Here is a 22,429-nt window from a genome sequence, read left to right as displayed (position 1 = left end):
TACGAAACGGAAAAAGACCCTCGCCCTGCAAAGCGAAAGTCTTAACACACCCAAACCATCAACTTACGCACCCCAACCAATCAATACCGCAGTCACCAGTGCAATACAACCTATTAGAATAGCAATCAAAATAAATGGAATGATATACCGTAACCATTTCCCATATGGGACTCTGCATAATCCCAACATTGCCATAAGGCCGCCTGATGTTGGTGCAATAGTGTTGATTAAGCCATCTCCTACTTGGAATGCTAAAATACTGGTTTCACGGGTAAGACCAATCATGTTACCTACTGGAATCATAATGGGTAAGGTAGCCAATGCTTGTCCACTGCCACTGGGTATAAATATACTGATTACTGACTGGGAAACAGCCATGAAAATGACACCAAGCGACGTTGGAAATGCATCTAGTCCGGATGTAAAATAAAAAGCAATCGTGTCACCGATATTTGCATTTGTCAATACGACTTGAATCGATTGTGCAACACCAATGATAACAGCGGCAAAGGCACTTGGCGCTAATGCTTTTGTGCACGTTTCCGCTATTTGATTCCCGTTCATGCCTGAAATAATGCCAGCTATAATAGCTACCATCAAAAATATAGCTGATATCTCATTGATAAACCAACCTTTAGCAAAAACCCCTGTTAACATTACTGCTAGTCCTGCTACAAAAACCAAGAGCACAGCAATGTCTTTCCTTTTCATTTTATATTCTTCCAAAGGCTTTGTAAGCTGCATTTCAGAAGTGTCTATATCACTCAAACTTTTTTGCCTATCCCTTAGTATCTTTTTAAAATACCAAATATTATAAGCGGCAAGAACCGAAAGTACAATGAATACCAAAATGCTTCTAAAGATCCAACCGGAAAATAGCGGCATTTCAGCTATATTGTGTCCTACCCCAATCGTATATGGATTAAAAGGGGACAGGCCAAATCCAATAACTACGCCACCAATCGCAATCCCTGCACCAAGCATCTTATCTCCGCCAATCGCACTGCTTAACAACACTGCTATGGGGATGAGGGCAATATTATTTTCAAACCCGACGAAAATGCCTAAAAGTCCATAAACAAAGGTCATGATAACGACAATCATAAATCGTCTTTTTACCCCGAGCCGTTTTACCAATGTTCCGATCGTATTTTCCATCACACCGGTTTTCTCCAATATTCCAAACATCATTGCTGCTGCAAATACAATAAATACAATATTGGATGCTTGTTGAAATCCTTCCGGTATGGCTGAAAACAAATCCAGAATACCTGCTGGATTTTGTTCCGTATATTCAAAAGTTCCAGGGATTGTTTGTGTCTCACCACCAATTGTTTCTCTTTCATACGAGCCCGCTGGAACAATATAGGTTAAAATCGCTGCAAATACAACGATATAAAACAGCAATGCCAATGGATGGGGAAAACGATCCAATAATTTTTTCTTTTTACCTGCCATTTATCATCACACACCTTCATGTTGTCGTTATGCGTTACATTACACTTGTTGAGGCTAGTTCATTTAATGAAAAGAATAATACTTCTGTTCCATTTGCTAGATCTGTTTTATCTGTCCATTCATTGGGGTTATGACTAATTCCATCTTTACTGCGAACAAAAATCATTCCCATATCAGTAATTTCAGAAACTATCATTGCATCATGACCGGCACCACTAGGTAAGTGGAAAGTTGGAAGATCCGCTTTAGAACAAGATTCCTCCAACAGTTTCATTACATCGGGTGAAGATACAGAAGGGGATACCCTATGCAATACGTCAATTTCAAACCCTAGGTCACGTTGATTAGCCACGTGTTCAACAAGTTCTCTTACCTCTTTTTCCAAGCGAATTAGTGTTTCTTCGGAAATATCACGGATATCCACCGTGAATTCGATACAGTCAGGAATGATATTTATTCCACCGGGGTGGGACTCTATCTTTCCTATTGTTGCAACAGCTTGCGTTTCTTTACCGGCAATCTCTTCAAGTTTACTGATAATAATCGATGCCCCAACCATGGGATCCTTTCTCATATCCATTGGTGTTGCTCCGGCATGACCTGATTCCCCTGTGATTCGTACGTTGAACCAAACCGGGCCGGCAATCCCTGTCACGATTCCGACAGATAAATTGTTGTCTTCCAAGACTTTTCCTTGTTCAATATGTAATTCCAAATAATTTTTTAGTTTTTCCGGGGATCGTTTAACGGTATCAAGCTTTTCCGGATCATAACCAAATTGTTTCATTGCATCTGCTGCTGATACTTGATTCATATCTTTCATTCGATATAAGTCTTCTTTCTTTAATTTACCGACCAATGCCTTGCTTCCTAGCATTCCATTGCTGAATCTGGCACCTTCTTCATCAGTAAACGCAATTACTTCAATCGGATAATACGGGATAATTGCTTGTTCACTCATCGTATGAATTGCTTCAATTGCGGACAAAACTCCGGCAGCACCATCAAATATTCCTCCGTTTATAACGGTATCAATATGGGAGCCAACCAAAACAACAGGTGCATCCACACTTTTCCCTTCGTATCTGCCAATTAAGTTACCGATTTCATCGGTGTGAACGCTCATACCTGCCTCTTCCATCCATTGTGAAACAATTTCCTTTGCCGCTTTTTCTTCTTCTGTAAATGAAAGGCGGGTCATTCCACCTTCTGTATTACGACCAAATTTCCCAAGTGAATGAATATGATCCCATAAGCGTTCTTTATTTATATTCATCATTAACTCTCCTGACTTTGGTATTATATTCCTTAGTCGACTGCTAATCTTGTGTAATATGTTTAACTTAAAAAGGATATATCATAGACTGATTTTGGCCTTCCCCTTGCAGAATAATGTTCATTTCCTACAAGATTAGCTAGTCCTTTATCTTCTAATTGTTTCAATATTCTTCTAGCATTTCTTGGTGTTTGAGATAGCTCATCTCCCAATTCCTCCGCTGTATACGTCGTTTTATCCAACTTTTGAATAACCTTTGAAATACGCATTAGAACTACCTGGGAGATACCGGATACTTCAGATAACTCACTTAAATCCTTACTTTCGGACCGGAACCAATCTTCTGATAGACTTTGCTGCAAAACGTTTATAATTCTTTCTTCATCTGTGATGATAAAACAACTTTCTTTTACATTAGCTTGTTTACAGTATTTTAATGCAATATTTGCACGGCGTTGGGCTGTTTGCGCGGTTGTGCCAACCCCAAATCCAAGTGCAATTTCACTGTTTAAAACTTTCCTCAGGTCCTTTGTAAACGTATAAAATAATGTCCGATCAGCTTTTTTGAGCATTCCCATTGTCGTATAAAAAACAAATTTAAAGTTGTTCATTGAAAACAATGCGGCATGCAGATTGTTGGCATACGAGAGTAAAACATGATGGATTTCGAGCTGTTTTTGTGAAATCATGTAATCTTGATCAAAATCCGTATAAGGAGTTACCGTAATAACTCCCGCAACAATCTGTGATTGGCGAAATCTTTCCGACTGACAAAGAAGAATTGATTGTTGCACTGCTTGTCTTACAGCTGACTCAGGCGCAATAGCCAGCACACATGGAACATGATCCTTCAATTTTAGGTAGGACGATTTAAGACAAGTAACAGCACAACAACTACCTTGTTCCTGAATCATTTTTTTATGAAATTGAACCAACTTACTAGATTGAAAGGAATGGTTGTAAAGACGGTATTGTTCACAATTCATGTTAAGGTCACTAAAGATTTGTTGAATAGCTGAATCGGGAATCGTATCAAAACTTATATTACTGACAACTCCATCCATCATCTTAAATACTTTTAGCATCCCATAATATAGTGCTGATCCATCATATGAAATAAAGGTAACGGGCTTTTTAATTGTATGGTTGTGTTGCTTCGTTACAATTTCATATGGGGTTGGTCCGCCATATAAGATAACGTCATTTTCCTTTTCAGCCTGTAAGGTGTATGCAAGAGCTTCACTTTCCAATTCATAAAAATAATAGCGCATCGTTAATTCGGGAAAATCCACCGCAATTTTATCCAATATCGGTTTCATTTCCTCAATACCTATAAATGCCAGCTTCAAATTCATCTCAACCTTTTCGGACATTTAAGGAAATGTCCTTTAATTTATGAAATGATTTTATTATATTTTCTGCATATTGTCAATTACGTGTAAATAGATTGGATATTCTTTCTTGCCAGCCACGGTTGAACCGACTAATCATCGGTCTTATTTTGCTTTCCCCTTGTAAGTGTTAATATTAGTGTAGGAAATGTCGAATTAAAGCAATTTTGTGCTTTAGTGGGACAAGGACCGTGTCCCGGGAGGTGACTGTAATGTGGAGTTTACTATTGTTAATGCTGGAGCGGGTGGGGATAATTGTTACAGTTGCCTTCTTAATGACAAGGCTCAACTATTTCAGGACGGTTATTCATCAGCAAAATGTTACGAATCGACAGCGTATTCCAGTAACGATTATGTTCGGCTTATTTGGTATTCTTGGTACATATACAGGGATAGTGGTGGCAATGGATTCATCGGGAATATCAAGCTGGGCGATGGTACTTGATGAAGATGAGGCCATTGCCAATTCGCGGGTGATTGGAATTGTTATTGCCGGATTGATTGGCGGGTGGAGGATTGGCCTTGGTGCTGGCCTGATTGCCGGTATACATCGTTATACCTTGGGTGGTTTTACAGCATTATCCTGCAGCATCTCCGGGTTAATTGCCGGATTATTATCTGGCCTTATTCATAAACGTCTGCAAAAAAGCAGGAGGCACGTTCCGCCGTTCGTTGCTTTGCTTGTCGGCGGTCTAGCGGAGGCATTGCAAATGGGGCTGATTTTACTTATTTCCAGGCCGTTTGGGGAAGCTTATCATCTGGTTTCGGAAATAGGGCTGCCGATGATTGTGGCGAATGGAATTGGTACTGCCATCTTTATTCTAGTTATAAACAGTGTTTTTCAGGAAGAGGAAAAAATGGGAGCTGCCCAGGCGCAAAAAGCGTTGCGGCTTGCTGGGATGACTATTGCTCATTTACGCCAGGGCTTGTCTGTCAAAACGGCCAGGGCAACATGCAATATTTTGTCGAAAGAGGTTGAAGCCGCTGCCGTTGCAATTACTGACCGTGATTTAACGCTTGCACATGTAGGTGTTGCTTCTGATCACCATATAGCAAACCAGCAAATTCAGCCGGTTCAAACGGAAGGTACCCAATATGTTTTGCATAGCGGTACATTGTTGATTGCTAATAAAGATGCCATTAACTGTGATTTTCGTGGATGTCCGCTTAATAAAGTGATTATTGCTCCGTTGAAACGAAAATCTGAAACGGTGGGTACATTAAAGTTTTATTTTCAGGCCGAAACAGACATTTCTACCGTTACAATTGAGTTCATTAAAGGACTGTCCTCGTTATTGAGTCAGCAGTTGGAAATTGCCGAAGCAGAGCGGTATTATCAATTAGCCAAGGAGGCGGAAATCAAAGCATTACAGACCCAGGTGAGTCCACACTTTTTGTTCAATGTACTAAATACAATCGTGTCATTGGTTCGTATTGATCCGGATAAAGCAAGGCAATTATTGATTTCATTATCACGTTACTTCAGAAAAAATTTGGAGGGCTCCAATGCAAAGGTGATATCCCTGAGCCAGGAGTTTGAGCACGTGAATGCATATTTATCGGTTGAGAAGGAAAGGTTTGTTGAACGGTTAGACGTTTCTTATGAGGTGGAAGATCAGCGGTTCATGAACTATAAAATACCACCGATGACACTGCAGCCAATTGTGGAAAATGCCCTTAAGCACGGCATGAAGGGTATGCCGCATAACAGCGATATTCAAATTATTGTTGAACAGCAAGGGGAAGGTGTGTTGATCACCATAAAAGATAATGGGAAGGGTATAAGTGAGGAGCGTTTAAAGGAGCTTCTTCATCAACCACTTCAGTCTGAAACCGGTACAGGGATCGGCCTTTATAATGTGAACCTTCGTCTGGAAATGATGTTTGGAAAAAGTTCAGGGTTGAACATTCAGTCCAATATTGGGAATGGAACTACTGTGGCCTTCTATCTGCCAAGTTTTGACAAGGAGTGAGATGAAGGGGACATCGGGGGATCCATTAGGAAGAAAAAGGAGTACGATACGATGCTCAAAGCGATTATTATTGATGATGAATTATACGCACGTGTTGAACTGAAGCATTTATTATCAGCATATCCTTCGATATCCGTAATAGATGAAGCGGAATCAGGGGAAAAGGGACTGGAGAAAACCTTAACGCAAAAGCCTGATATTTTATTTGTTGATATCGAAATGTCGGATATGTCCGGAATGGAAATGGTTGTCGCGCTGGAAAACATGAAAGCACCTCCGAAAATCGTTTTTGCAACGGCTTACTCCGATTATGCTGTTAAGGCCTTCCGCTATGGTGCGGTTGATTACTTATTAAAACCATTTTCTAATGATGAAGTTGCGGAAACGGTTCGGCGGCTGGAAAAAATGTTACAAACGGAGACGAAAGATGAGAGAGGTAAAGAGAAACTTATTGGAAAGCTTGCGGTGGAGGAAGACGGGAAAATTGTCTATCTCTCACCGGAAGATATTGTGTATTGCACCTATCAGGACAGGGCAACCGTTATTTATACAAACCGTAATTCCTACCAGGCGAAAGTAACGTTAAAAGAATTGGAGGCCAAGCTGACGGACTATTCATTTTATCGGACACACAAAAGTTTTTTGGTTAATTTAACGGAGATAGAAGAATTGGTTCCATGGTTTAATGGTGCATATGAATTAAAATTAAAGAGTCTGGAAACAAGAATTCCCGTAAGTCGTAATTATGTTAAAACACTTCGGGAACAGCTTGAGTTATAATTTGACGTTTATATCCCTTATTCGACATGTTGAACTGGAATTTCAACATGTTGGCCGTGTTTTTCACAAATAAGCCATAATTCCAGATATAATATCCCTAGGTTGAAAGCGGATTCACAAGGGGAGGAAATAAACAAATGGTAACTTTTTTGGTTTCAATCGCCCTGTTAATTATAGGGTATTTAACATATGGTAAATTTGTGGAAAAGGTTTTTGGTGCTAATACCAACAGGAAAACACCTGCCTTCAGTATGGCAGATGATGTTGATTATCTGCCAATGAACTCCAAAAAGAATTCATTGATTCAATTATTGAACATTGCCGGTGTTGGTCCCATTTTCGGTCCGATAATGGGTGCATTATACGGTCCTGTAGCATTTTTGTGGATTGTTGCTGGTGCGATATTTGCTGGTGGAGTTCATGATTATTTGACGGGTATGATATCACTTCGAAACAAGGGAGCACACTTGCCTGAATTAGCGGGAAAGTTCCTTGGAAAAGGTATGAAACATGTTGTAAACGCTTTTTCGGTATTATTGTTATTGCTGACAGGGACAGTTTTCGTAACTGCTCCGGCAACACTACTTCATGGTTTAACATCAAATTGGCTTGGAATGGGACTTATTGTTTTCGCCATTTTTATGTATTATATTTTGGCAACGATTTTACCGATTGATAAAATTATCGGCAAAGTTTACCCAATCTTTGGTGCATTGCTGTTAATCAGTGCTGCAGGTGTCGGAATCGGGTTGGTAGTAACCGGCGCACCAATCCCTGAAATAAATTTAACAAATATGCACCCTGATAATGCGCCTATTTTTCCGCTGTTATTCTTAACTATTTCATGTGGTGCATTATCCGGCTTCCATGCGACACAATCACCAATCATCTCACGTACTACGGAGAATGAAAGTCAAGGCCGCAAAATTTTCTATGGCATGATGATTGCCGAGGCTATTATTGCCATGATCTGGGCAGCTGCAGCTATGAGTATGTTTGGCGGTAATGAATTGAACGAAATCCTGGCTACTGGCGGCCCGGCAGCAATTGTAAGTGAAGTTTCGATCAGTATGCTTGGTGCAATTGGTGGTACACTAGCTATTCTTGGCATTATTGTTTTGCCGATTACTTCCGGTGATACGTCATTTAGGGGTTTGCGGATGATTGTTGCAGATTACTTTAACATTAGCCAAAAGAAGGTAATAAATCGTATTTTGGTAATGCTTCCATTTTTTGTTATATCTTTCGTTTTAACAAAGGTTGACTTTACCTTGCTGTGGCGCTACTTTTCATGGGCAAACCAATCAACGGCAATGATTGCATTGTGGGTTGGAGCGATGTATCTATTGCTGGCGAAGAAAAACTATTGGATTTCCTTTATTCCGGCGACGTTCATCACAATGGCAACAATGTCCTATATCCTATACGCAGAAATAGGATTTGGATTACAAATCAAAACGGCTAATATCGCTGCCGCGGTAATAACAGTCATTGTTATCGGACTATTTTACTTCTCAGCACAAAAACAACTAAAGAAAAATATAATACTTGACGATGGAATGGACAAAGCAGCGTGACGAGACAGGAAGAATAAGAAGCCTGTTGTGGGAACAATCGGAAAGTTTTATGATGAAAAAGAGAGCACAACTAGCGGATATTAGCCGCATGTTGTGCTCTTTTTTCTTTTTTAGGACGTACAGGAACGGGGCCGTTTGGGATGCTTGTGGCGTTTATTATGTCTGAACGGCATAAGTAAACCTCCCCTGAGTTGATCGCTCTGAACTGAGAGGGTTACCTGCCAAAAGAGCGCCCCCTTTGAAGGGAACTTAAATAATAGAGTAAGGGGTAGATCTTTTGCTTCTTTTTGTATAAGTAAACATCACAACATCATTTAATATAAGATAACCTGTTTTTAAAATAGGACGAGCGGGAACTGACCCTTCCTTAAGACGTTAGTCGCCTCAAACAATTCAGCATGTCCCAGGCGACAGGTACCAACTAATAACTTCCTACTCCCCAATTAACCATTCCCGGTTAAACCGAATCATTTCTTCTATTTCTGATTCCTCTAATGGCGTATCCTTCTCACGGAGTGTATCCAAATACATTTTATGTGCTTTTAATGTTTTATCTATACTGCCAGATTGTTTTGATTGGATCATTTTCGGTTTATAGAGTTCATAAATTGTTTTTCCAATTTCAATGATTAATGCATTTTCTGTTGCTTCCAGTACAGCATAGTGAAACTCTAAATCTATCTCTGCCAATCGTTTGGGAGGTAAATCGGGGTGTAATGTTTTAACCTGATAGTTATATACCTCTTCTATTCGGTTAATTTTTTCTCTGGACCAATTGGACTTGATGACGTGGATCATCATAACTTCAAAGTGCTGTCTAAACTCAATTAATTTATCCAGGTTTTGGCTATGCATGATTAAGCTGAATACAAGCGGATTCAAAGAGAAATGGGACAGGTTATTGGTGATAAACATGCCTGAACCTCTTTTTATTGTAATGACACCAATAGATTCGAGGACTTTAATAGCTTCCCTTAAGGGGGTTCGGCTGACCCCGAATTGTTCGGTCAGTTCTGCTTCAGTCGGCAGCTTATCTCCTGGTTTTAGTGTACCGTCCAGCAAATTGGATTTTATTTGATTCACTATTTCTGTTGATCGGTTTGTTGTTGTATTTAATGAATTGAATATGCTTTCCATATGCTTTCCTCCAAAATAGTAATTCATTTTTCCAACGTACTCTAATTATAAATAAATTTCATATAAAATGGAATTGTTGAAATATTTGTTTACAGATAACAATGAATATTGTATCATACATACATAATACATCATACGTACTATATATCAATGAATTAGTTATGTGAACTTTATAAATATTGATTGCATACTGGGAGGTAATTACAACATATCTGTAAGCGTTCCCTTAGGGTAGGGGATGTTAAAGAATTAGTTGTCCATTAGCAAGCGGGGGTGAGAATTTCAATTATAAGGGATGGGTCCAAGAAAACAGAACCGGGTGATGAAATAGCAAGTAAACTACTCCATTCATAAAGGAGAGATGAAAATGGCGAAAAAGGATAGAGATTCTCGTTTTGCTGTTGCAAATCGTGAGGCATTACTGGGCTGTGCTTTGGCGGCTTTTAATATTATCTGGTGGTATGGTTTTGCCTATGGAATGGGTTCCAAACCGCCGGAGCAGTATGATTATGTATTCGGCTTTCCGGCATGGTTTTTTTATAGCTGCATCGTCGGGTTTCTGGTAATGGTTGCACTCGTTATCCTGGTGGTTAAATTTGTCCTGAAAGAAGTGGCTTTTGAAGATGACGAAGACGATAAAGGAGTGAATTCTGCATGAATTGGGGAGTGATCATTCCGTTATTGATATTCTTGGTGATTATTTTTCTTGTAGGGATTTGGTCGAACAGGAAAATGGCAAAGGGTGAAACATTTTTAAGTGATTATTTTCTTGGAAGCAGGGAATTAGGCGGTCTGGTGTTAGCAATGACCATGGTTGCAACATATGGGAGTGCATCCAGTTTTCTGGGAGGACCGGGTGCAGCTTATTCGATAGGACTTGGCTGGGTATTACTTGCAATGACCCAGGTTGCAACAGGTTACTTTGTTTTATTAATTTTGGGCAAAAAGTTTGCAATCGTTGCACGGCGTTACAATGCAGTTACATTGATCGATTTTTTGAAGGAAAGGTATAAAAGTGTAACGGTCGTTTTATTGGCTGCCATCAGTATCATCGTGTTCCTGTTTTCTGCCATGGCAGCGCAGTGGGTTGGAGGAGCATATCTCATTCAGTCTTTAACAGGTATATCCTATATTTCCGCTTTATTTGTTTTCACCATATCTGTTTTAATCTATGTCATTATTGGCGGGTTCCGGGCGGTTGCTGTCACGGATACCATTCAAGGTATTGTCATGATGTTCGGAACATTGGTGCTATTGATTGCAGTAATTATTGCAGGTGGTGGAATTTCGAATATATTTTCGGATTTGATGGCGGAAAACCCGAATTTGGTAACACCGTATGGGCAAAATGGACAACTTTCATCTTTTTATATCGCGTCCTTCTGGATTCTGGTCGGGGTTGGGGTTATTGGTCTGCCGCAAGTATCTGTCAGGGCTATGTCATACAAAAATTCGAAGTCGATGCACAGGGCATTGATCATTGGAACGATTGTCGTCGGGTTTATTATGCTGAATATGCACCTGATTGGTATTTTTGCGCGGCCGATTTTGCCCGGAATCGAGGTGGCGGATAAGGTTATTCCATTCATTGCACTGGATGTATTGCCGTCTTGGGCTGCAGGGATTGTTTTGGCAGCGCCACTGGCAGCAATGATGTCAACAGTTGATTCATTACTGTTGCTTGTCAGTTCGTCTGTCGTTAAAGATGTTTATATTAACTACATCAAACCGAATGCTTCCAGTGAACATGTGAAACGAGTCAGTATGGGAGTTACAGCCGTAATCGGAATTGTTGCCTTTGTTCTGGCCATAAAACCGCCGGACTTGCTCATTTTTCTGAACCTGTTTGCGTTCGGCGGACTGGAAGCATCCTTTATCTGGCCATTAGTCTTGGGGTTATATTGGAAGTTTTCGAATAAATACGGGGCGATTGCTTCGATGCTTACTGGAATCGGTTCCTACGTTGCGATTCACTTTTACAATGAGGCCTATGGAAATTTGCTTGGCGTTCATACTGTAACAGTTCCAGTTTTCTTATCATTGATTGTATTTGTGTTATTTAGCCTTCTGTTTAAACAGCAAGCATATGAATTTCCGGAAGCAAATATTAAAAAACAAGCGTAAGGAGTTGTGACATGTATATGCGTACTACCAAGGTTGATCGTGTTAAACGGGATTATGAAAGGGCGGTAAAACTGACCCAACAGCTGGTTCGGATCCCCAGCGTATACCGGCCGGATGAACCCGGCGGCAACGAGGAAAAAGCGGCTAATTTTGTGGCAGATTATTTGCGGAACATTGAAGGAATAGAGGTGCATGTGGAGGAGGTTGCACCTGGCAGGCCGAACGTAATTGGAGTGATTGATTCGGGAAAACCCGGCAAGACACTCCTGTTTGAAGGACACACGGATGTTGTTACAGAAGGTGATCCGGCCAGTTGGACACATGATCCTTTTGGTGCTGACATTATCGATGGAAAAATGTATGGCAGGGGGACGAATGATACAAAGGGAAACCTGTCTTGCATGATTACTGCTGTTCAATCTATTTTGGAGGATAAAGAATTATTTACCGGGAAAATAATCCTGTGCATTCCAGTGGATGAAGAAAGTTTGATGCTTGGCATTAAACACTTTATCGAACGCGGCTGGGCTGATGATGTTGATGGGGCAATCATTTGCGAACCGGAGGAAAATCAGGTTTGTGTTGCACAAAGAGGGGCTTTGAGGATAAAAATAACCGTTATCGGGAAAATGGCCCATGGTGCTATTTCCTGGAGCGGGATTAATCCCAATTGGCGGATGGCAAAAATCATCACCGCATTGGAAGAACTGGAAAAGAGCGAGCAGGAAATCCATGGTGAGCACCCCTATTTAAAGTGGCCGAGCATTACACCGACAATATTACAATCGCCTGTAAGCGGGGATGCCCAAATTAATGTCATTCCGGAAAGGTGTATGACCACATTGGACATTCGTACGGTACCAAACCAAGATCATCAGGATCTTATCCGTAAAATCGAGAACATTTTTGCCAAGTTAAAAGCGGAAGATAAAGATTTTCAGGTCGAATATGACGTGATTGAAGACAGACCAGCGACTGAAACAGCAAAAGATGATCCAGTCGTAAAGGCTGTTTATGATGCAGCTAGAGAGGTCTTGGACAAACAGCCGGTATACAATGGTGTTCCTGGTGCAACAGATGGCACGTTTTTGCATGTACATGGGGTGCCGATTGTTACAACGGGTGCAGGAGATAGGGACATTCCCCATCAGATCAATGAATATGTCGAAGTTGAAGAACTGGGCACTACAACAAAACTATATCGCACTGCTGCACTAAAATTTTTGAATCAGGAAGGTAACGGAAATGAATCATAAAATAGCTGTTATTCCCGGTGATGGGATAGGCAAGGAAGTTATGGATGAGGCAATTAAGGTTCTGGAGGCCATAAACAGTCATGAGACAATTGATATAAACTATGATGTTTTTGATTGGAACTCGGCGTATTATTTGCAGCATAACCGGATGATGCCGCACGATGGGCTGGACAGACTGAAAGGTTATGATGCTATTTTGTTTGGTGCGATTGGTGATAAACGGGTGCCGGATCATATCTCTGTTTGGGAATTAATTATGCCCATCAGGAAAAATTTTCAGCAGTACGTTAACTTGCGGCCTATTAAACTGTTAAACGGAATCAATAGTCTGGTACGTACAGAGGCGGATATTGATTTTACGATTATTCGTGAAAACTTGGAGGGGGAGTATTCTGATGCCGGCGGGTCCATGTTTCATCAAGAACAGCGGGAACTTGCCATTCAAAACACGGTAATGACCAGACAAGGAGTCAACCAGATAGCCGATTTTGCGTTCCGGTATGCACGTGAACATGGGTATAACAAAGTAACGAATGCAACCAAATCGAATGCGATTACCCACGTCATGACGTTCTGGGATAAAGTAGTAGAGGAAGTAGCGGAACAACATCAAGACATTGGCTATGAAAAAAATTATATTGATGCTTTGGCAGCATATTTCGTCCAGCGACCGCACGATTTTCAGGTTGTCGTCGCTTCTAATTTATTTGGCGATATTTTATCGGACTTGGGCTCTGCCATTGTTGGCGGATTGGGGATTACACCTTCAGCGAACATTAATCCGGAAAAAAACTTTCCATCGATGTTTGAACCGGTGCATGGTTCATCCCCTGATATAGCGGGAAAGGGAATTGCCAATCCAATTGCGCAGATATGGTCGCTGGCACTGATGCTGGAGCATTTGGGCAGGAAAGACCTGCATGATAACGTGCTCACAGCCATTCAGTCACTGCTGGATGATGCTGAATATCTGACCCCTGATCTGGGTGGAAAAGCAACAACCAATCAGGCGGGAGATGCCATAATCAAAAAACTTTATAACTAGAGGGGGTGCGAATGAAAGATGACGTTCGAAAACAAAACCTTTGTTGTTGCAGGAGCAGCCGGGGGCATGGGAAAAGCGATTGTTACCAAACTATTGGATGCACAGGCAAATGTAGCCGGCTGTGATCTGCATGTAGATAATTTAGCTGATTTGAAAGAAAATAATAGATTTAAGGCGATCAAAGGAGATTTATTGGATGAAAAGAAGGTGCGCGATGTCTTTGCGGAAATCGCAGCCCACTTTGGCGGAATTGATGGAATTGTCAATGCAGCTGGTATTGCCCAAAGTGCTACCCCCATTGAAGAAGTAAACTTGGAAAAATGGAAAAGCATTATGGATATAAATATGACCATGACATTTTTGACCTGCCGGGAAGCAACACCTTATCTGAAAAGAAACGGTAAAGGAACGATTGTAAACATCGGTTCTGTTTCGACCACCAGACCAAGACCGGGATTACAATCGTATGTTGCATCAAAAGGGGCGGTTGAATCATTCTCGAAGGCATTGGCTTTGGAATTGGCCTCCGACAAAATCAGGGTAAATGTATTGCACCCGGGCCCGTGTGACACATCCATGCTGGAACAATTTGCCGGAGAGGGTGCAGATGTGGATGAAGTGAAGGAACAAGTATTTAAACAAAGCGTTCCTATGGGAGAGCTAATCACCCCAATGGATATTGCAAAGTCAGCCAAATTCCTGCTTTCGGATGACGCTGACATGGTTACAGGCAGTGTATTTCATGTAGACGGGGGCAGGAGCGTTTGAATGTTGACAAGCCCAGTTTAAAGAGGGAACCGGAAATCGTCTCTCGGGATGAAACATGACAGTATTTTCGTGGAGGAATATCGAATGAAAACAATTGAAATGTATGTGAACGGCGAGTGGTGCAAGAGTTCTAATGAAAAGTGGATTACCGTAACAGATCCTTCAACCGGAAGTGAACTGGCAAGGATACCACGCGGTCAACCAAAGGATGTCGATTCTGCTGTGAAAGCTGCAAAAGATGCCTTTGAAAGCAATGCGTGGCGCAACATCAAACCATTCGAAAGAGGTCGGTTATTACATGAAATTGCTGCGAAGGTAAACGAAAACAGGGATGAGCTGGCAGAATTAGAGTCGACCGATGTCGGCAAGCCGTTATCACAAGGTTATGCGGACATTGATGCGGCCATTCGTTACTTCGAGTTTTACGCCGGGGCTGCGGATAAAGTAATGGGTGATACCATCCCAATAGAAGATGGTCTTCTTGACTACGTTGTCCGGGAACCTGTCGGCGTGACGGCACACATTGTTCCATGGAATTATCCCATACAAATATTATCAAGAAGTGTTGCCGCAGCGATTGCAATGGGAAATACCGTTGTTGTAAAAAGCGCGGAAGACACACCATTGACAGCAAACAAAATAGCTGAATACTTTGATCAGATTACCATTCCAAAAGGGGTTTTTAACCATGTTACAGGGTATGGTCAGGAAGCAGGTGCCAGTCTTGCCGCACATCCACTGATAGACCATGTGACATTTACCGGTTCGGTTGAGACAGGAACTGCTGTCGCAAATCGTGCCACGTCAAATGTTACCCCAGTTACGTTGGAATTAGGGGGGAAGTCGCCTAATATAGTTTTTGCCGATTGTGACAGTGAAAAGGCCTTGAATGGAGTGATGAAAGCAATCATTCAAAATTCCGGTCAAACTTGTTCTGCCGGGTCCAGGTTATTGGTTGAGGAATCATTTAAGGACGAATTTCTGGATAAGCTTGTGACCCGATTTAAGCAATTATCAATAGGTCCAGCTCTGGAAGATAAGGATATCGGTCCAATCTTAAATGAAAAACAGTACAATCGTGTCATGCATTATTTAAACATTGCTGAAGAAGAAGGCACTATTGTGGCAGGCGGAAAATCTGCTGCGCCGGAAAACGGTAAAAATGGTTATTACATGGAACCAACGATTATTGATCATGTTGCTCCAGACAGCAAACTGGCTCAGGAAGAAATTTTTGGTCCGGTACTGACGGTGTTTTCATTTAATCGTGTTGAAGACGCTTTGGAACTGGCAAACAGTACAGAGTATGGCCTGGTTACAGGGATTTGGACGCAGGACATCAGCAAGGCACATCTGCTAGCAAGTCGAATTAAATCCGGTCAGGTTTTTGTTAATAATTACGGTGCCGGCGGCGGGATCCAAATGCCATTTGGCGGATATAAGAAAAGCGGATTCGGCAGGGAAAAGGGATGGATTGCTTTGTATAATTATACGCAGGTGAAAAATGTTGCTATTAAGTATGATTAAGGGATTTGGCGGTAGTTCGTAATAATATGGAGGATAGGATATCTCGTCAGCTCTCGGGGGTTGGGGGATGACTTAGGTTTCAAGTAACCTATTAAACAAAAAGATCAATAGACTAACTTTTCATGGGGAGGCGGCCCACCTGTCGCTCGTTGGATTGGCCACGGTCATGTCACAACGGGAAAGAGGTGGTGTCCGTATGTCCACCTTTCAAGTGCTTACGTTGTTGTTTGCGTTTGGAATGCTTGTGGCGTTTATTATGTCTGAACGACATAAGTAAACCTCCCCTGAGTTGGACGCTCCTTTTTAAATATACCACAAAATGATGTTTATAATCAAAATATTATAAAATCATAACTTTTGGGTGCCTGTTACTCCGTTGATAAGAGCTGCGGGTTTGGTGAAACTGGCAGCTTTTTGGGAGTAGCCGGCCGCGACATGTTTAAGATGTTTTGTATTGGGAAAATACTGAGTAAAGTTAGACAAAATAAGAGAAACTGTGTAAAATTTAATTAAATAAAAATAACCGGGAATGCGTGAACATCCCCGGGGCATGGTAAAGAAGTTCAGACGGGGAAACCCTTCTGGACTATCTGATTAGGTAAGCAGAAAAGAACCCTCACCCTTAAGTGATTTGTTGGTCACGGGTGGGGGTTCATTTTCTGTCGTTCAAATCTTTCACCATTTGTCGTATAAACTGCAGTAAGGCAACTAGAAATGTGCCACCAGAAATCAAAAAATGATTTTGGCGTCCAGAGGGTTAGTGAGTGGTCCCCACCCAAAACCTAAAACATTTTGGGAAACGACATATTTAAATTATTTAAGCTTGTATTCATAATGTACATGACTAAAAATAAACAACGATTATTCCCCCGAAAAATACTCAGTCGGCGATGTGCCATAACTTTTTTTGAATACCCTATGAAAATACGTATAGCTGCCAAAACCGGAAAGTTCGGCTATTCTTTCCAACGACATGTCACTATATTTTATTAGTTTTACAGCTGTATTAAGACGGATTTCCATTGCGTACCCGATAATTGTTTTCCCGAATTTTTCCTTGAAAAGATGTGAAGCATGTGATGGACTAAATCCGGCATGAAGTGCTACATCCTGCACTTTAAAGGGCTGATTCGCATGTTCTTCAATGTAGTTTTTCATACTTCTTACAGAAAGCGGCAATCTTGTTTGGGTTGTATTAAAATCCTTTATAGAACCGTCAATTGACAGACAAAGTGATCGAAGCAGATAATCCAACAGTTCTTCGTTCTTATCATAAATACGACGTTTTTCCTTAATGATTTCTTTCCACAAAGAGAGGAGCTTCTCGGCAAAGTGAAGTTGATTAATAGAAGGTCGATTGGTTCTATCCCACCATTTATCAATCCATGGCCCTCTGCAAATGACGAAATAATCACCGCTATGAATACCCGAATCGTCCTCTTGGTATCCATTCGGATCAATAATTAATTCACAGGAATCCCCTGGCTTGCATAACAGCAAATCTCCTGGTGAAAGAAACGTTGAATTATTATTTATTTTTACAAAACAGTGCCCTTCTGTCTGCAATCGAATTAAATAGTTCTCCAGACCATTTTTCCAGTTAAAATGTTTCTTTTCGGTATGGTACGAGTATTCACAAAGGATTAATTCGTTTTTCATGTGATCACCAGATTTTCGCAAAATTGTATATGGTTATTATAATGTACAAGCCAAGTATATGAAAGGATATAGTTCATATTTTCAACAGAATCGTTCATGTTCAGGAGAAGTCCAATTGCTTAAACTAAAAGAAAGGAAATTATTTTTATGAAAAGAGGTTTTCCCAATGGAACAGCAACCGGCATATAAAAATGAAAACCTAAGTTTTGAAGAACGGGCAAATGATCTTGTCTCCAAAATGACTGTGAGGGAAAAGGCTTCCCAAATGATTCACAAGTCTTGTGCAATTCCAAGACTGGGAATTCCTACATATAATTGGTGGAATGAAAGTATTCACGGTGTTGCACGTGCGGGCGTAGCTACGATGTTCCCGCAGGCAATTGGTATGGCGGCAACATTTGATGACCAATTAATTCACAAGACAGCAGGAATAATTGCTGCGGAAGGAAGAGCGAAATATCATGAATTTGCTCGTAAAAATGATCGTGGTATATATAAGGGACTGACATTCTGGGCACCTAATATTAATATTTTTAGAGATCCCAGGTGGGGGCGTGGACACGAAACATATGGTGAAGATCCATATTTAACAGGCAAACTTGGTGTTGCTTATATTAAAGGTCTGCAAGGGGATGACCCAAAATATCTGAAAGTTGCTGCTTGTGCCAAACACTATGCGGTTCATAGCGGCCCGGAAGAGACAAGACATGAATTTAATGCAGTGGTGAATAACAAAGATTTATATGAAACATATCTTCCTGCTTTCCGGGATAGTGTCATAGATGGGCAGGTTGAATCGGTTATGGGTTCATACAATCGTGTGAATGGTGAACCTTGTTGCGGCAGTGAAACATTATTGGAACGGATTTTAAGAAACGAATGGGGTTTTCGAGGGCACGTTGTTTCCGATTGTTGGGCTGTCGTAGATTTCCATGAAAGACATCGTGTGACAAATTCGAAACTGGAATCAGCAGCCTACGCACTTAACAATGGCTGTGACCTCAATTGTGGCTCCATGTACAAATATCTGATAAGTGCTTATGATGAAGGCCTGATTTCCGAAGCGGCAATAGACAAAGCTGTAACCAGACTGATGATGACCCGCATGAAACTGGGGATGTTTGATGACCCGGAAACTGTTCCTTATACATCTATTCCGTATGAGGTTAATGACTGTCCGGAGCATAATAGGGTTGCGTTGGAAGTATCCAAGAAAAGTATGGTCCTGCTAAAAAATGAAGAAAAAACTTTGCCATTGGATAAAGAGGGAATAAAGAAAATTGCTGTGATTGGCCCAAATGCAGACAGCAGAGCGGCACTGGCAGGAAATTATGAAGGGACCGCATCTGAATATGTAACCGTTTTAGAAGGGATACGAGAAGCTGTAAAAGGTAAGGCAAGAGTTTATTACGCTGAAGGATGTGAGCTTTATACCAAGAAAAAGAGTGCTTTGGACCATCCTAAAGACAGATTTGCTGAAGCAATATCGGCAGCCGAGCATTCCGATATAGTTGTTGTTTGTTTAGGTCTTGACGCAACCATTGAAGGGGAAGAAATGCACGAATCAAATGCGTTTGGCAGTGGAGATAAAAAGAATTTGGAACTGCCGGGTCTTCAGCATGAATTACTGGAAACGATTTATGCAACAGGAAAACCTGTCATTTTAGTTCAACTTTCCGGAAGTGCAATGGCATTAAACTGGGCTGATCAGCATGTGGCAGCAATCATTCAGGCTTGGTATCCAGGCGCTCAGGGTGGAAGGGCTATTGCTTCTTTACTCTTTGGTGAGTATAGTCCCTCCGGAAAGCTTCCAATAACATTTTACAAGAGTACAGAAGAATTACCGGCTTTCAGCGACTATTCCATGAAAAACAGGACCTATCGTTACATGCAGCATGAAGCTTTATATCCATTTGGTTATGGGTTAAGTTACACTACTTTTTCTTATAAGAATTCAGGTGAAAGCCCTTCACAAATTAAATCAGGGGAATCGATTTCGTTTACAGTCAATGTGAAAAACACAGGTCCAAAGAATTCAGAGGAAGTCATACAAATGTACGTAAAAGACGTGGAATCATCAGTAGTTATTCCAAAATGGCAGTTAAAAGGGTTCAAAAAGATGTCTCTTAAAGCTGGAGAGGAAAAGGAAGTAACCATGATTCTCACGCCCAGGGATATGGCACTCATAAACGATGATGGAAAACGTGTCCTTGAGCCGGGAAAGTTCGAAGTATTTATCGGAGGAAGTCAGCCAGATCAAAGAAGTTTAGAATTGTCAGGAACGGATGTTGTAAAGAATGTATTTGAGGTCAAGGGAAAGGTACTTGAACTGGAATATTAATGGATATGGAGTGCATTATGTAATTTTTCGTAAGAAGCAGTTTTAAAATGTAGATGACTTTAATATATGTGAGGTGTAATTGTGAGAATATATTTAATAGGTGCAGGTGTCATTGCCCAAACCCATGCTATTGCTGCGGAAAAGTTGTCGGAACCCGTCCAACTGAGGGTGGCGGATGTTGACCCTTCCGCACTGGAAACATTTCAAAAGAAATTTCCGGAAGCAACGGTTTATAACGATGTAAAACAAATGCTGAATTCAGAAAAGCCAAAGGAGAATGATATCGTTGTCGTGGCTACTCCGCCGTTTGCTCACTTGGAACCAACCTTAATGGCGCTGAAGAACGGCCGTCATGTACTGTGTGAAAAGCCGTTTGCTTTAAATATTAAAGAAGCAGAAGAAATGACGAAGGTTGCGGAAGAAAACAATCGGTTTTTGGGATGTTGCAGTATACGTTATAAAGGAATGCCACATATGGAAAAAGTGAAGGAAATTATTCATTCCGGAAGGCTTGGAGAAATCTATCATGTTTCATTTATCCATAAAGTGGAGCGCAGCAGAGCGGGAATTGAGTATCAACCGGAAAGCGCTTGGTTTCTTGATGCGTCGAAAAGCGGCGGTGGTATTCTTATGGACTGGGGGCCTTATGACTTTGAAACGTTAAATGATATTCTCAGCCCGGAAGCAATCCATGTTCAAGCTGCTTGGACCGCAAAGCCGATCACTGAAGTTGACCATAACAACAGGGTATTTAATGTGGAAACACATGTGGGTGCGACACTATCTTACAAAAGTCAGTTGCAGGATATTCGGGTACAATATGAGAGATCATCCTGTATGCATGGAGAGGGAATTATCAAGGTTGAAATCGAAGGAACAAAGGGATCACTAAGCTGGCAGCCATTTGATTCCCAAAAACCCGTTTATTGGCGATTTGACCAAGACGGTAAACCAAGTGTTAAAAAGGTGGAGACTGGGCCTCGAAGTCCATTTACTATTTTTGACAATCCCCTTGTCCATTTTTATAACAAAGTAACTGGGAAAGATTCTCATGCAACTGTCAATCAGAAAGCGCTGACTAATTTCCGGTGTGTAACAACAATTTATGATGTTGCGGCAACTAGCAGACAACGAATGATTACCGTGAAATAGGCTGGAGTATAGTGACGAGGGTAGAGAAAAGAAGGGGTTCTATTATGGTGAATAGAACCCCTCCTTTACGAACAGGAAGAAATATTAAAGTCTCGGTTATTCACTTTCGTTCCAACTTTCTTCGTCTGTCGAAACAACTATTACTTCCACACCCGCTTTAGCAATATTATCCAGAATTTGTTTGTCGGCAAGATCACTAGTTATAAATATATCAATATCCTCAAAGGTGCAAAATGAGGTAAGTCCTGCTTTTTGTAGTTTACTATGGTCAGCTAACACAACTCTTTTATGACCCGCTGATACCATTGCCTTTTTCATTTCTGCTTCGTATAAATCGGAACTGGTAAATCCTTGCCTGAACGAAATGCCGGAGGTGCCCAAGAAAACATAATTTGCATTATACTTTTTTAATTCCGCTTCAGCCTGTGGTCCTACGGTGCTTAAAGAATTTCTTCTTAATTTTCCACCAAGTAAATAAATGTCGGCAATTTCATTCTTTGTACATTTTTCGGCAATGTTCATTGCATTGGTGATAATCGTTAAATTTCCTTTTTCAGCTAATTCCGTGGTTACGTGCCATGTGGTTGTCCCTGCATCAAGGATGATGGTTTGGTCTTCTTCGATTAGTTCAGCGGCCTTTTTTCCAATTAGTTCTTTCTCCTTGAAAAATTGCTGATGTCTATCCTGGAGAGGCAGGACAATTGGGTTATGTGTTTGTTTGTTGACTAAAATGGCGCCGCCGTAATTTTTCTCAAGGAATCCTTCTTTTTCCAATTGATTTAAATCCCTTCGGATTGTCTCTTCAGAAACATTGAATTGGTTTACAAGATCGGATACTTTTACACTATTATTTTTAAGTAGTTGGTTCTTGATAGTGTTTCTTCTTTCCGCAGCAATCATGAATAAAACCCCGCTTTTTCCTTATATTACATGTATTCATTGTATGATGGTTGTATTTTTGAATT

17 protein-coding genes are annotated in these 22,429 nt (G+C 40.9%); 11 read left to right on the top strand and 6 right to left on the bottom strand.

The window, feature by feature from the left end; translation table 11 throughout:
- Positions 1-63: 63 nt before the first annotated feature.
- From B1K71_RS16630 to B1K71_RS16620, 3 genes are all read right to left on the bottom strand, one after another.
- Positions 64-1,458, bottom strand: a complete 1,395-nt coding sequence (locus B1K71_RS16630; protein WP_077329011.1) for a YfcC family protein — start codon at positions 1,456-1,458, stop codon at positions 64-66.
- 34 nt (positions 1,459-1,492) lie between these two features.
- The gene (locus B1K71_RS16625) at positions 1,493-2,734 is read right to left on the bottom strand and encodes a Zn-dependent hydrolase (RefSeq protein WP_077329010.1); all 1,242 of its coding nucleotides are present in this window, start codon (positions 2,732-2,734) and stop codon (positions 1,493-1,495) included.
- Between the two features lie 62 nt (positions 2,735-2,796).
- Positions 2,797-4,107, bottom strand: a complete 1,311-nt coding sequence (locus B1K71_RS16620; protein ID WP_077329008.1) for a hypothetical protein — start codon at positions 4,105-4,107, stop codon at positions 2,797-2,799.
- Positions 4,108-4,337: 230 nt separating this feature from the next.
- Here B1K71_RS16620 and B1K71_RS16615 point away from each other — a divergent pair, with 230 nt between their 5' ends.
- The 3 genes from B1K71_RS16615 to B1K71_RS16605 all read left to right on the top strand — a co-directional run bounded on the left by B1K71_RS16615 (position 4,338) and on the right by B1K71_RS16605 (position 8,455).
- Positions 4,338-6,098, top strand: a complete 1,761-nt coding sequence (locus tag B1K71_RS16615) for a sensor histidine kinase (protein ID WP_077329006.1) — start codon at positions 4,338-4,340, stop codon at positions 6,096-6,098.
- 51 nt (positions 6,099-6,149) lie between these two features.
- Positions 6,150-6,878: a LytR/AlgR family response regulator transcription factor gene (locus tag B1K71_RS16610; RefSeq protein WP_077329004.1), complete on the top strand. Its 729-nt coding sequence runs from the start codon at positions 6,150-6,152 to the stop codon at positions 6,876-6,878.
- A 137-nt stretch (positions 6,879-7,015) separates the two neighbouring features.
- Positions 7,016-8,455: a carbon starvation CstA family protein gene (locus B1K71_RS16605; RefSeq protein WP_077329002.1), complete on the top strand. Its 1,440-nt coding sequence runs from the start codon at positions 7,016-7,018 to the stop codon at positions 8,453-8,455.
- A 432-nt stretch (positions 8,456-8,887) separates the two neighbouring features.
- Here B1K71_RS16605 and B1K71_RS16600 read toward each other — a convergent pair whose 3' ends face one another.
- Positions 8,888-9,592 (bottom strand): FadR/GntR family transcriptional regulator, encoded by a 705-nt coding sequence (locus B1K71_RS16600; RefSeq protein ID WP_077329000.1) that lies wholly within the window; start codon positions 9,590-9,592, stop codon positions 8,888-8,890.
- A gap of 361 nt (positions 9,593-9,953) precedes the next feature.
- Between B1K71_RS16600 and B1K71_RS16595 the strand changes: the two genes are divergently transcribed.
- The 6 genes from B1K71_RS16595 (at position 9,954) to B1K71_RS16570 (ending at position 16,312) form a co-directional block, all read left to right on the top strand.
- Positions 9,954-10,250 (top strand): YhdT family protein, encoded by a 297-nt coding sequence (locus B1K71_RS16595; protein ID WP_077328998.1) that lies wholly within the window; start codon positions 9,954-9,956, stop codon positions 10,248-10,250.
- Complete coding sequence (gene panF, locus B1K71_RS16590; protein WP_077328996.1) at positions 10,247-11,716, top strand: sodium/pantothenate symporter; 1,470 nt, start codon at positions 10,247-10,249, stop codon at positions 11,714-11,716. Before B1K71_RS16595 ends, panF begins: the two co-directional genes overlap by 4 nt.
- Positions 11,717-11,733: 17 nt before the next feature.
- Complete coding sequence (locus B1K71_RS16585; protein WP_077330333.1) at positions 11,734-12,972, top strand: M20 family metallopeptidase; 1,239 nt, start codon at positions 11,734-11,736, stop codon at positions 12,970-12,972.
- Complete coding sequence (locus tag B1K71_RS16580) at positions 12,962-14,017, top strand: tartrate dehydrogenase (RefSeq protein ID WP_077328995.1); 1,056 nt, start codon at positions 12,962-12,964, stop codon at positions 14,015-14,017. Before B1K71_RS16585 ends, B1K71_RS16580 begins: the two co-directional genes overlap by 11 nt.
- Positions 14,018-14,035: 18 nt before the next feature.
- Positions 14,036-14,785, top strand: coding sequence for an SDR family NAD(P)-dependent oxidoreductase (locus B1K71_RS16575; RefSeq protein WP_077328993.1), 750 nt, complete (start codon positions 14,036-14,038; stop codon positions 14,783-14,785).
- 84 nt (positions 14,786-14,869) lie between these two features.
- Positions 14,870-16,312, top strand: coding sequence for an aldehyde dehydrogenase family protein (locus tag B1K71_RS16570; RefSeq protein ID WP_077328991.1), 1,443 nt, complete (start codon positions 14,870-14,872; stop codon positions 16,310-16,312).
- Between the two features lie 861 nt (positions 16,313-17,173).
- Here B1K71_RS16570 and B1K71_RS16565 read toward each other — a convergent pair.
- The gene (locus B1K71_RS16565) at positions 17,174-17,971 is read right to left on the bottom strand and encodes a helix-turn-helix transcriptional regulator (protein ID WP_077328989.1); all 798 of its coding nucleotides are present in this window, start codon (positions 17,969-17,971) and stop codon (positions 17,174-17,176) included.
- A 166-nt stretch (positions 17,972-18,137) separates the two neighbouring features.
- Between B1K71_RS16565 and B1K71_RS16560 the strand changes: the two genes are divergently transcribed.
- Both B1K71_RS16560 and B1K71_RS16555 read left to right on the top strand, forming a co-directional pair.
- Positions 18,138-20,312, top strand: coding sequence for a glycoside hydrolase family 3 C-terminal domain-containing protein (locus tag B1K71_RS16560; RefSeq protein ID WP_077328988.1), 2,175 nt, complete (start codon positions 18,138-18,140; stop codon positions 20,310-20,312).
- 81 nt (positions 20,313-20,393) lie between these two features.
- Entirely contained in the window at positions 20,394-21,464 is a 1,071-nt protein-coding gene (locus B1K71_RS16555) for a Gfo/Idh/MocA family protein (RefSeq protein WP_077328986.1), read from the top strand.
- A gap of 96 nt (positions 21,465-21,560) precedes the next feature.
- Here the strand turns inward: B1K71_RS16555 and B1K71_RS16550 are convergent, their stop codons facing one another.
- A complete protein-coding gene (locus B1K71_RS16550; protein WP_077328984.1) occupies positions 21,561-22,364 on the bottom strand; it encodes a DeoR/GlpR family DNA-binding transcription regulator in 804 nt (267 codons plus the stop codon).
- Positions 22,365-22,429 lie beyond the last annotated feature (65 nt).

The organism is Virgibacillus siamensis, from assembly GCF_900162695.1.
Taxonomy (GTDB): domain Bacteria; phylum Bacillota; class Bacilli; order Bacillales; family Amphibacillaceae; genus Lentibacillus; species Lentibacillus siamensis_A.
This window is presented reverse-complemented; position numbering and strand designations above follow the sequence as displayed.

What these genes read in the sequence shown, in the direction of transcription:
- B1K71_RS16630 (WP_077329011.1), bottom strand. Translation starts at nt 1,458, where the DNA reads ATGGCAGGTAAAAAGAAAAAATTATTGGATCGTTTTCCCCATCCATTG.
- B1K71_RS16625 (WP_077329010.1), bottom strand. Translation starts at nt 2,734, where the DNA reads ATGAATATAAATAAAGAACGCTTATGGGATCATATTCATTCACTTGGG.
- B1K71_RS16620 (WP_077329008.1), bottom strand. Translation starts at nt 4,107, where the DNA reads ATGTCCGAAAAGGTTGAGATGAATTTGAAGCTGGCATTTATAGGTATT.
- B1K71_RS16615 (WP_077329006.1), top strand. Translation starts at nt 4,338, where the DNA reads ATGTGGAGTTTACTATTGTTAATGCTGGAGCGGGTGGGGATAATTGTT.
- B1K71_RS16610 (WP_077329004.1), top strand. Translation starts at nt 6,150, where the DNA reads ATGCTCAAAGCGATTATTATTGATGATGAATTATACGCACGTGTTGAA.
- B1K71_RS16605 (WP_077329002.1), top strand. Translation starts at nt 7,016, where the DNA reads ATGGTAACTTTTTTGGTTTCAATCGCCCTGTTAATTATAGGGTATTTA.
- B1K71_RS16600 (WP_077329000.1), bottom strand. Translation starts at nt 9,592, where the DNA reads ATGGAAAGCATATTCAATTCATTAAATACAACAACAAACCGATCAACA.
- B1K71_RS16595 (WP_077328998.1), top strand. Translation starts at nt 9,954, where the DNA reads ATGAAAATGGCGAAAAAGGATAGAGATTCTCGTTTTGCTGTTGCAAAT.
- panF (WP_077328996.1), top strand. Translation starts at nt 10,247, where the DNA reads ATGAATTGGGGAGTGATCATTCCGTTATTGATATTCTTGGTGATTATT.
- B1K71_RS16585 (WP_077330333.1), top strand. Translation starts at nt 11,734, where the DNA reads ATGCGTACTACCAAGGTTGATCGTGTTAAACGGGATTATGAAAGGGCG.
- B1K71_RS16580 (WP_077328995.1), top strand. Translation starts at nt 12,962, where the DNA reads ATGAATCATAAAATAGCTGTTATTCCCGGTGATGGGATAGGCAAGGAA.
- B1K71_RS16575 (WP_077328993.1), top strand. Translation starts at nt 14,036, where the DNA reads ATGACGTTCGAAAACAAAACCTTTGTTGTTGCAGGAGCAGCCGGGGGC.
- B1K71_RS16570 (WP_077328991.1), top strand. Translation starts at nt 14,870, where the DNA reads ATGAAAACAATTGAAATGTATGTGAACGGCGAGTGGTGCAAGAGTTCT.
- B1K71_RS16565 (WP_077328989.1), bottom strand. Translation starts at nt 17,971, where the DNA reads ATGAAAAACGAATTAATCCTTTGTGAATACTCGTACCATACCGAAAAG.
- B1K71_RS16560 (WP_077328988.1), top strand. Translation starts at nt 18,138, where the DNA reads ATGGAACAGCAACCGGCATATAAAAATGAAAACCTAAGTTTTGAAGAA.
- B1K71_RS16550 (WP_077328984.1), bottom strand. Translation starts at nt 22,364, where the DNA reads ATGATTGCTGCGGAAAGAAGAAACACTATCAAGAACCAACTACTTAAA.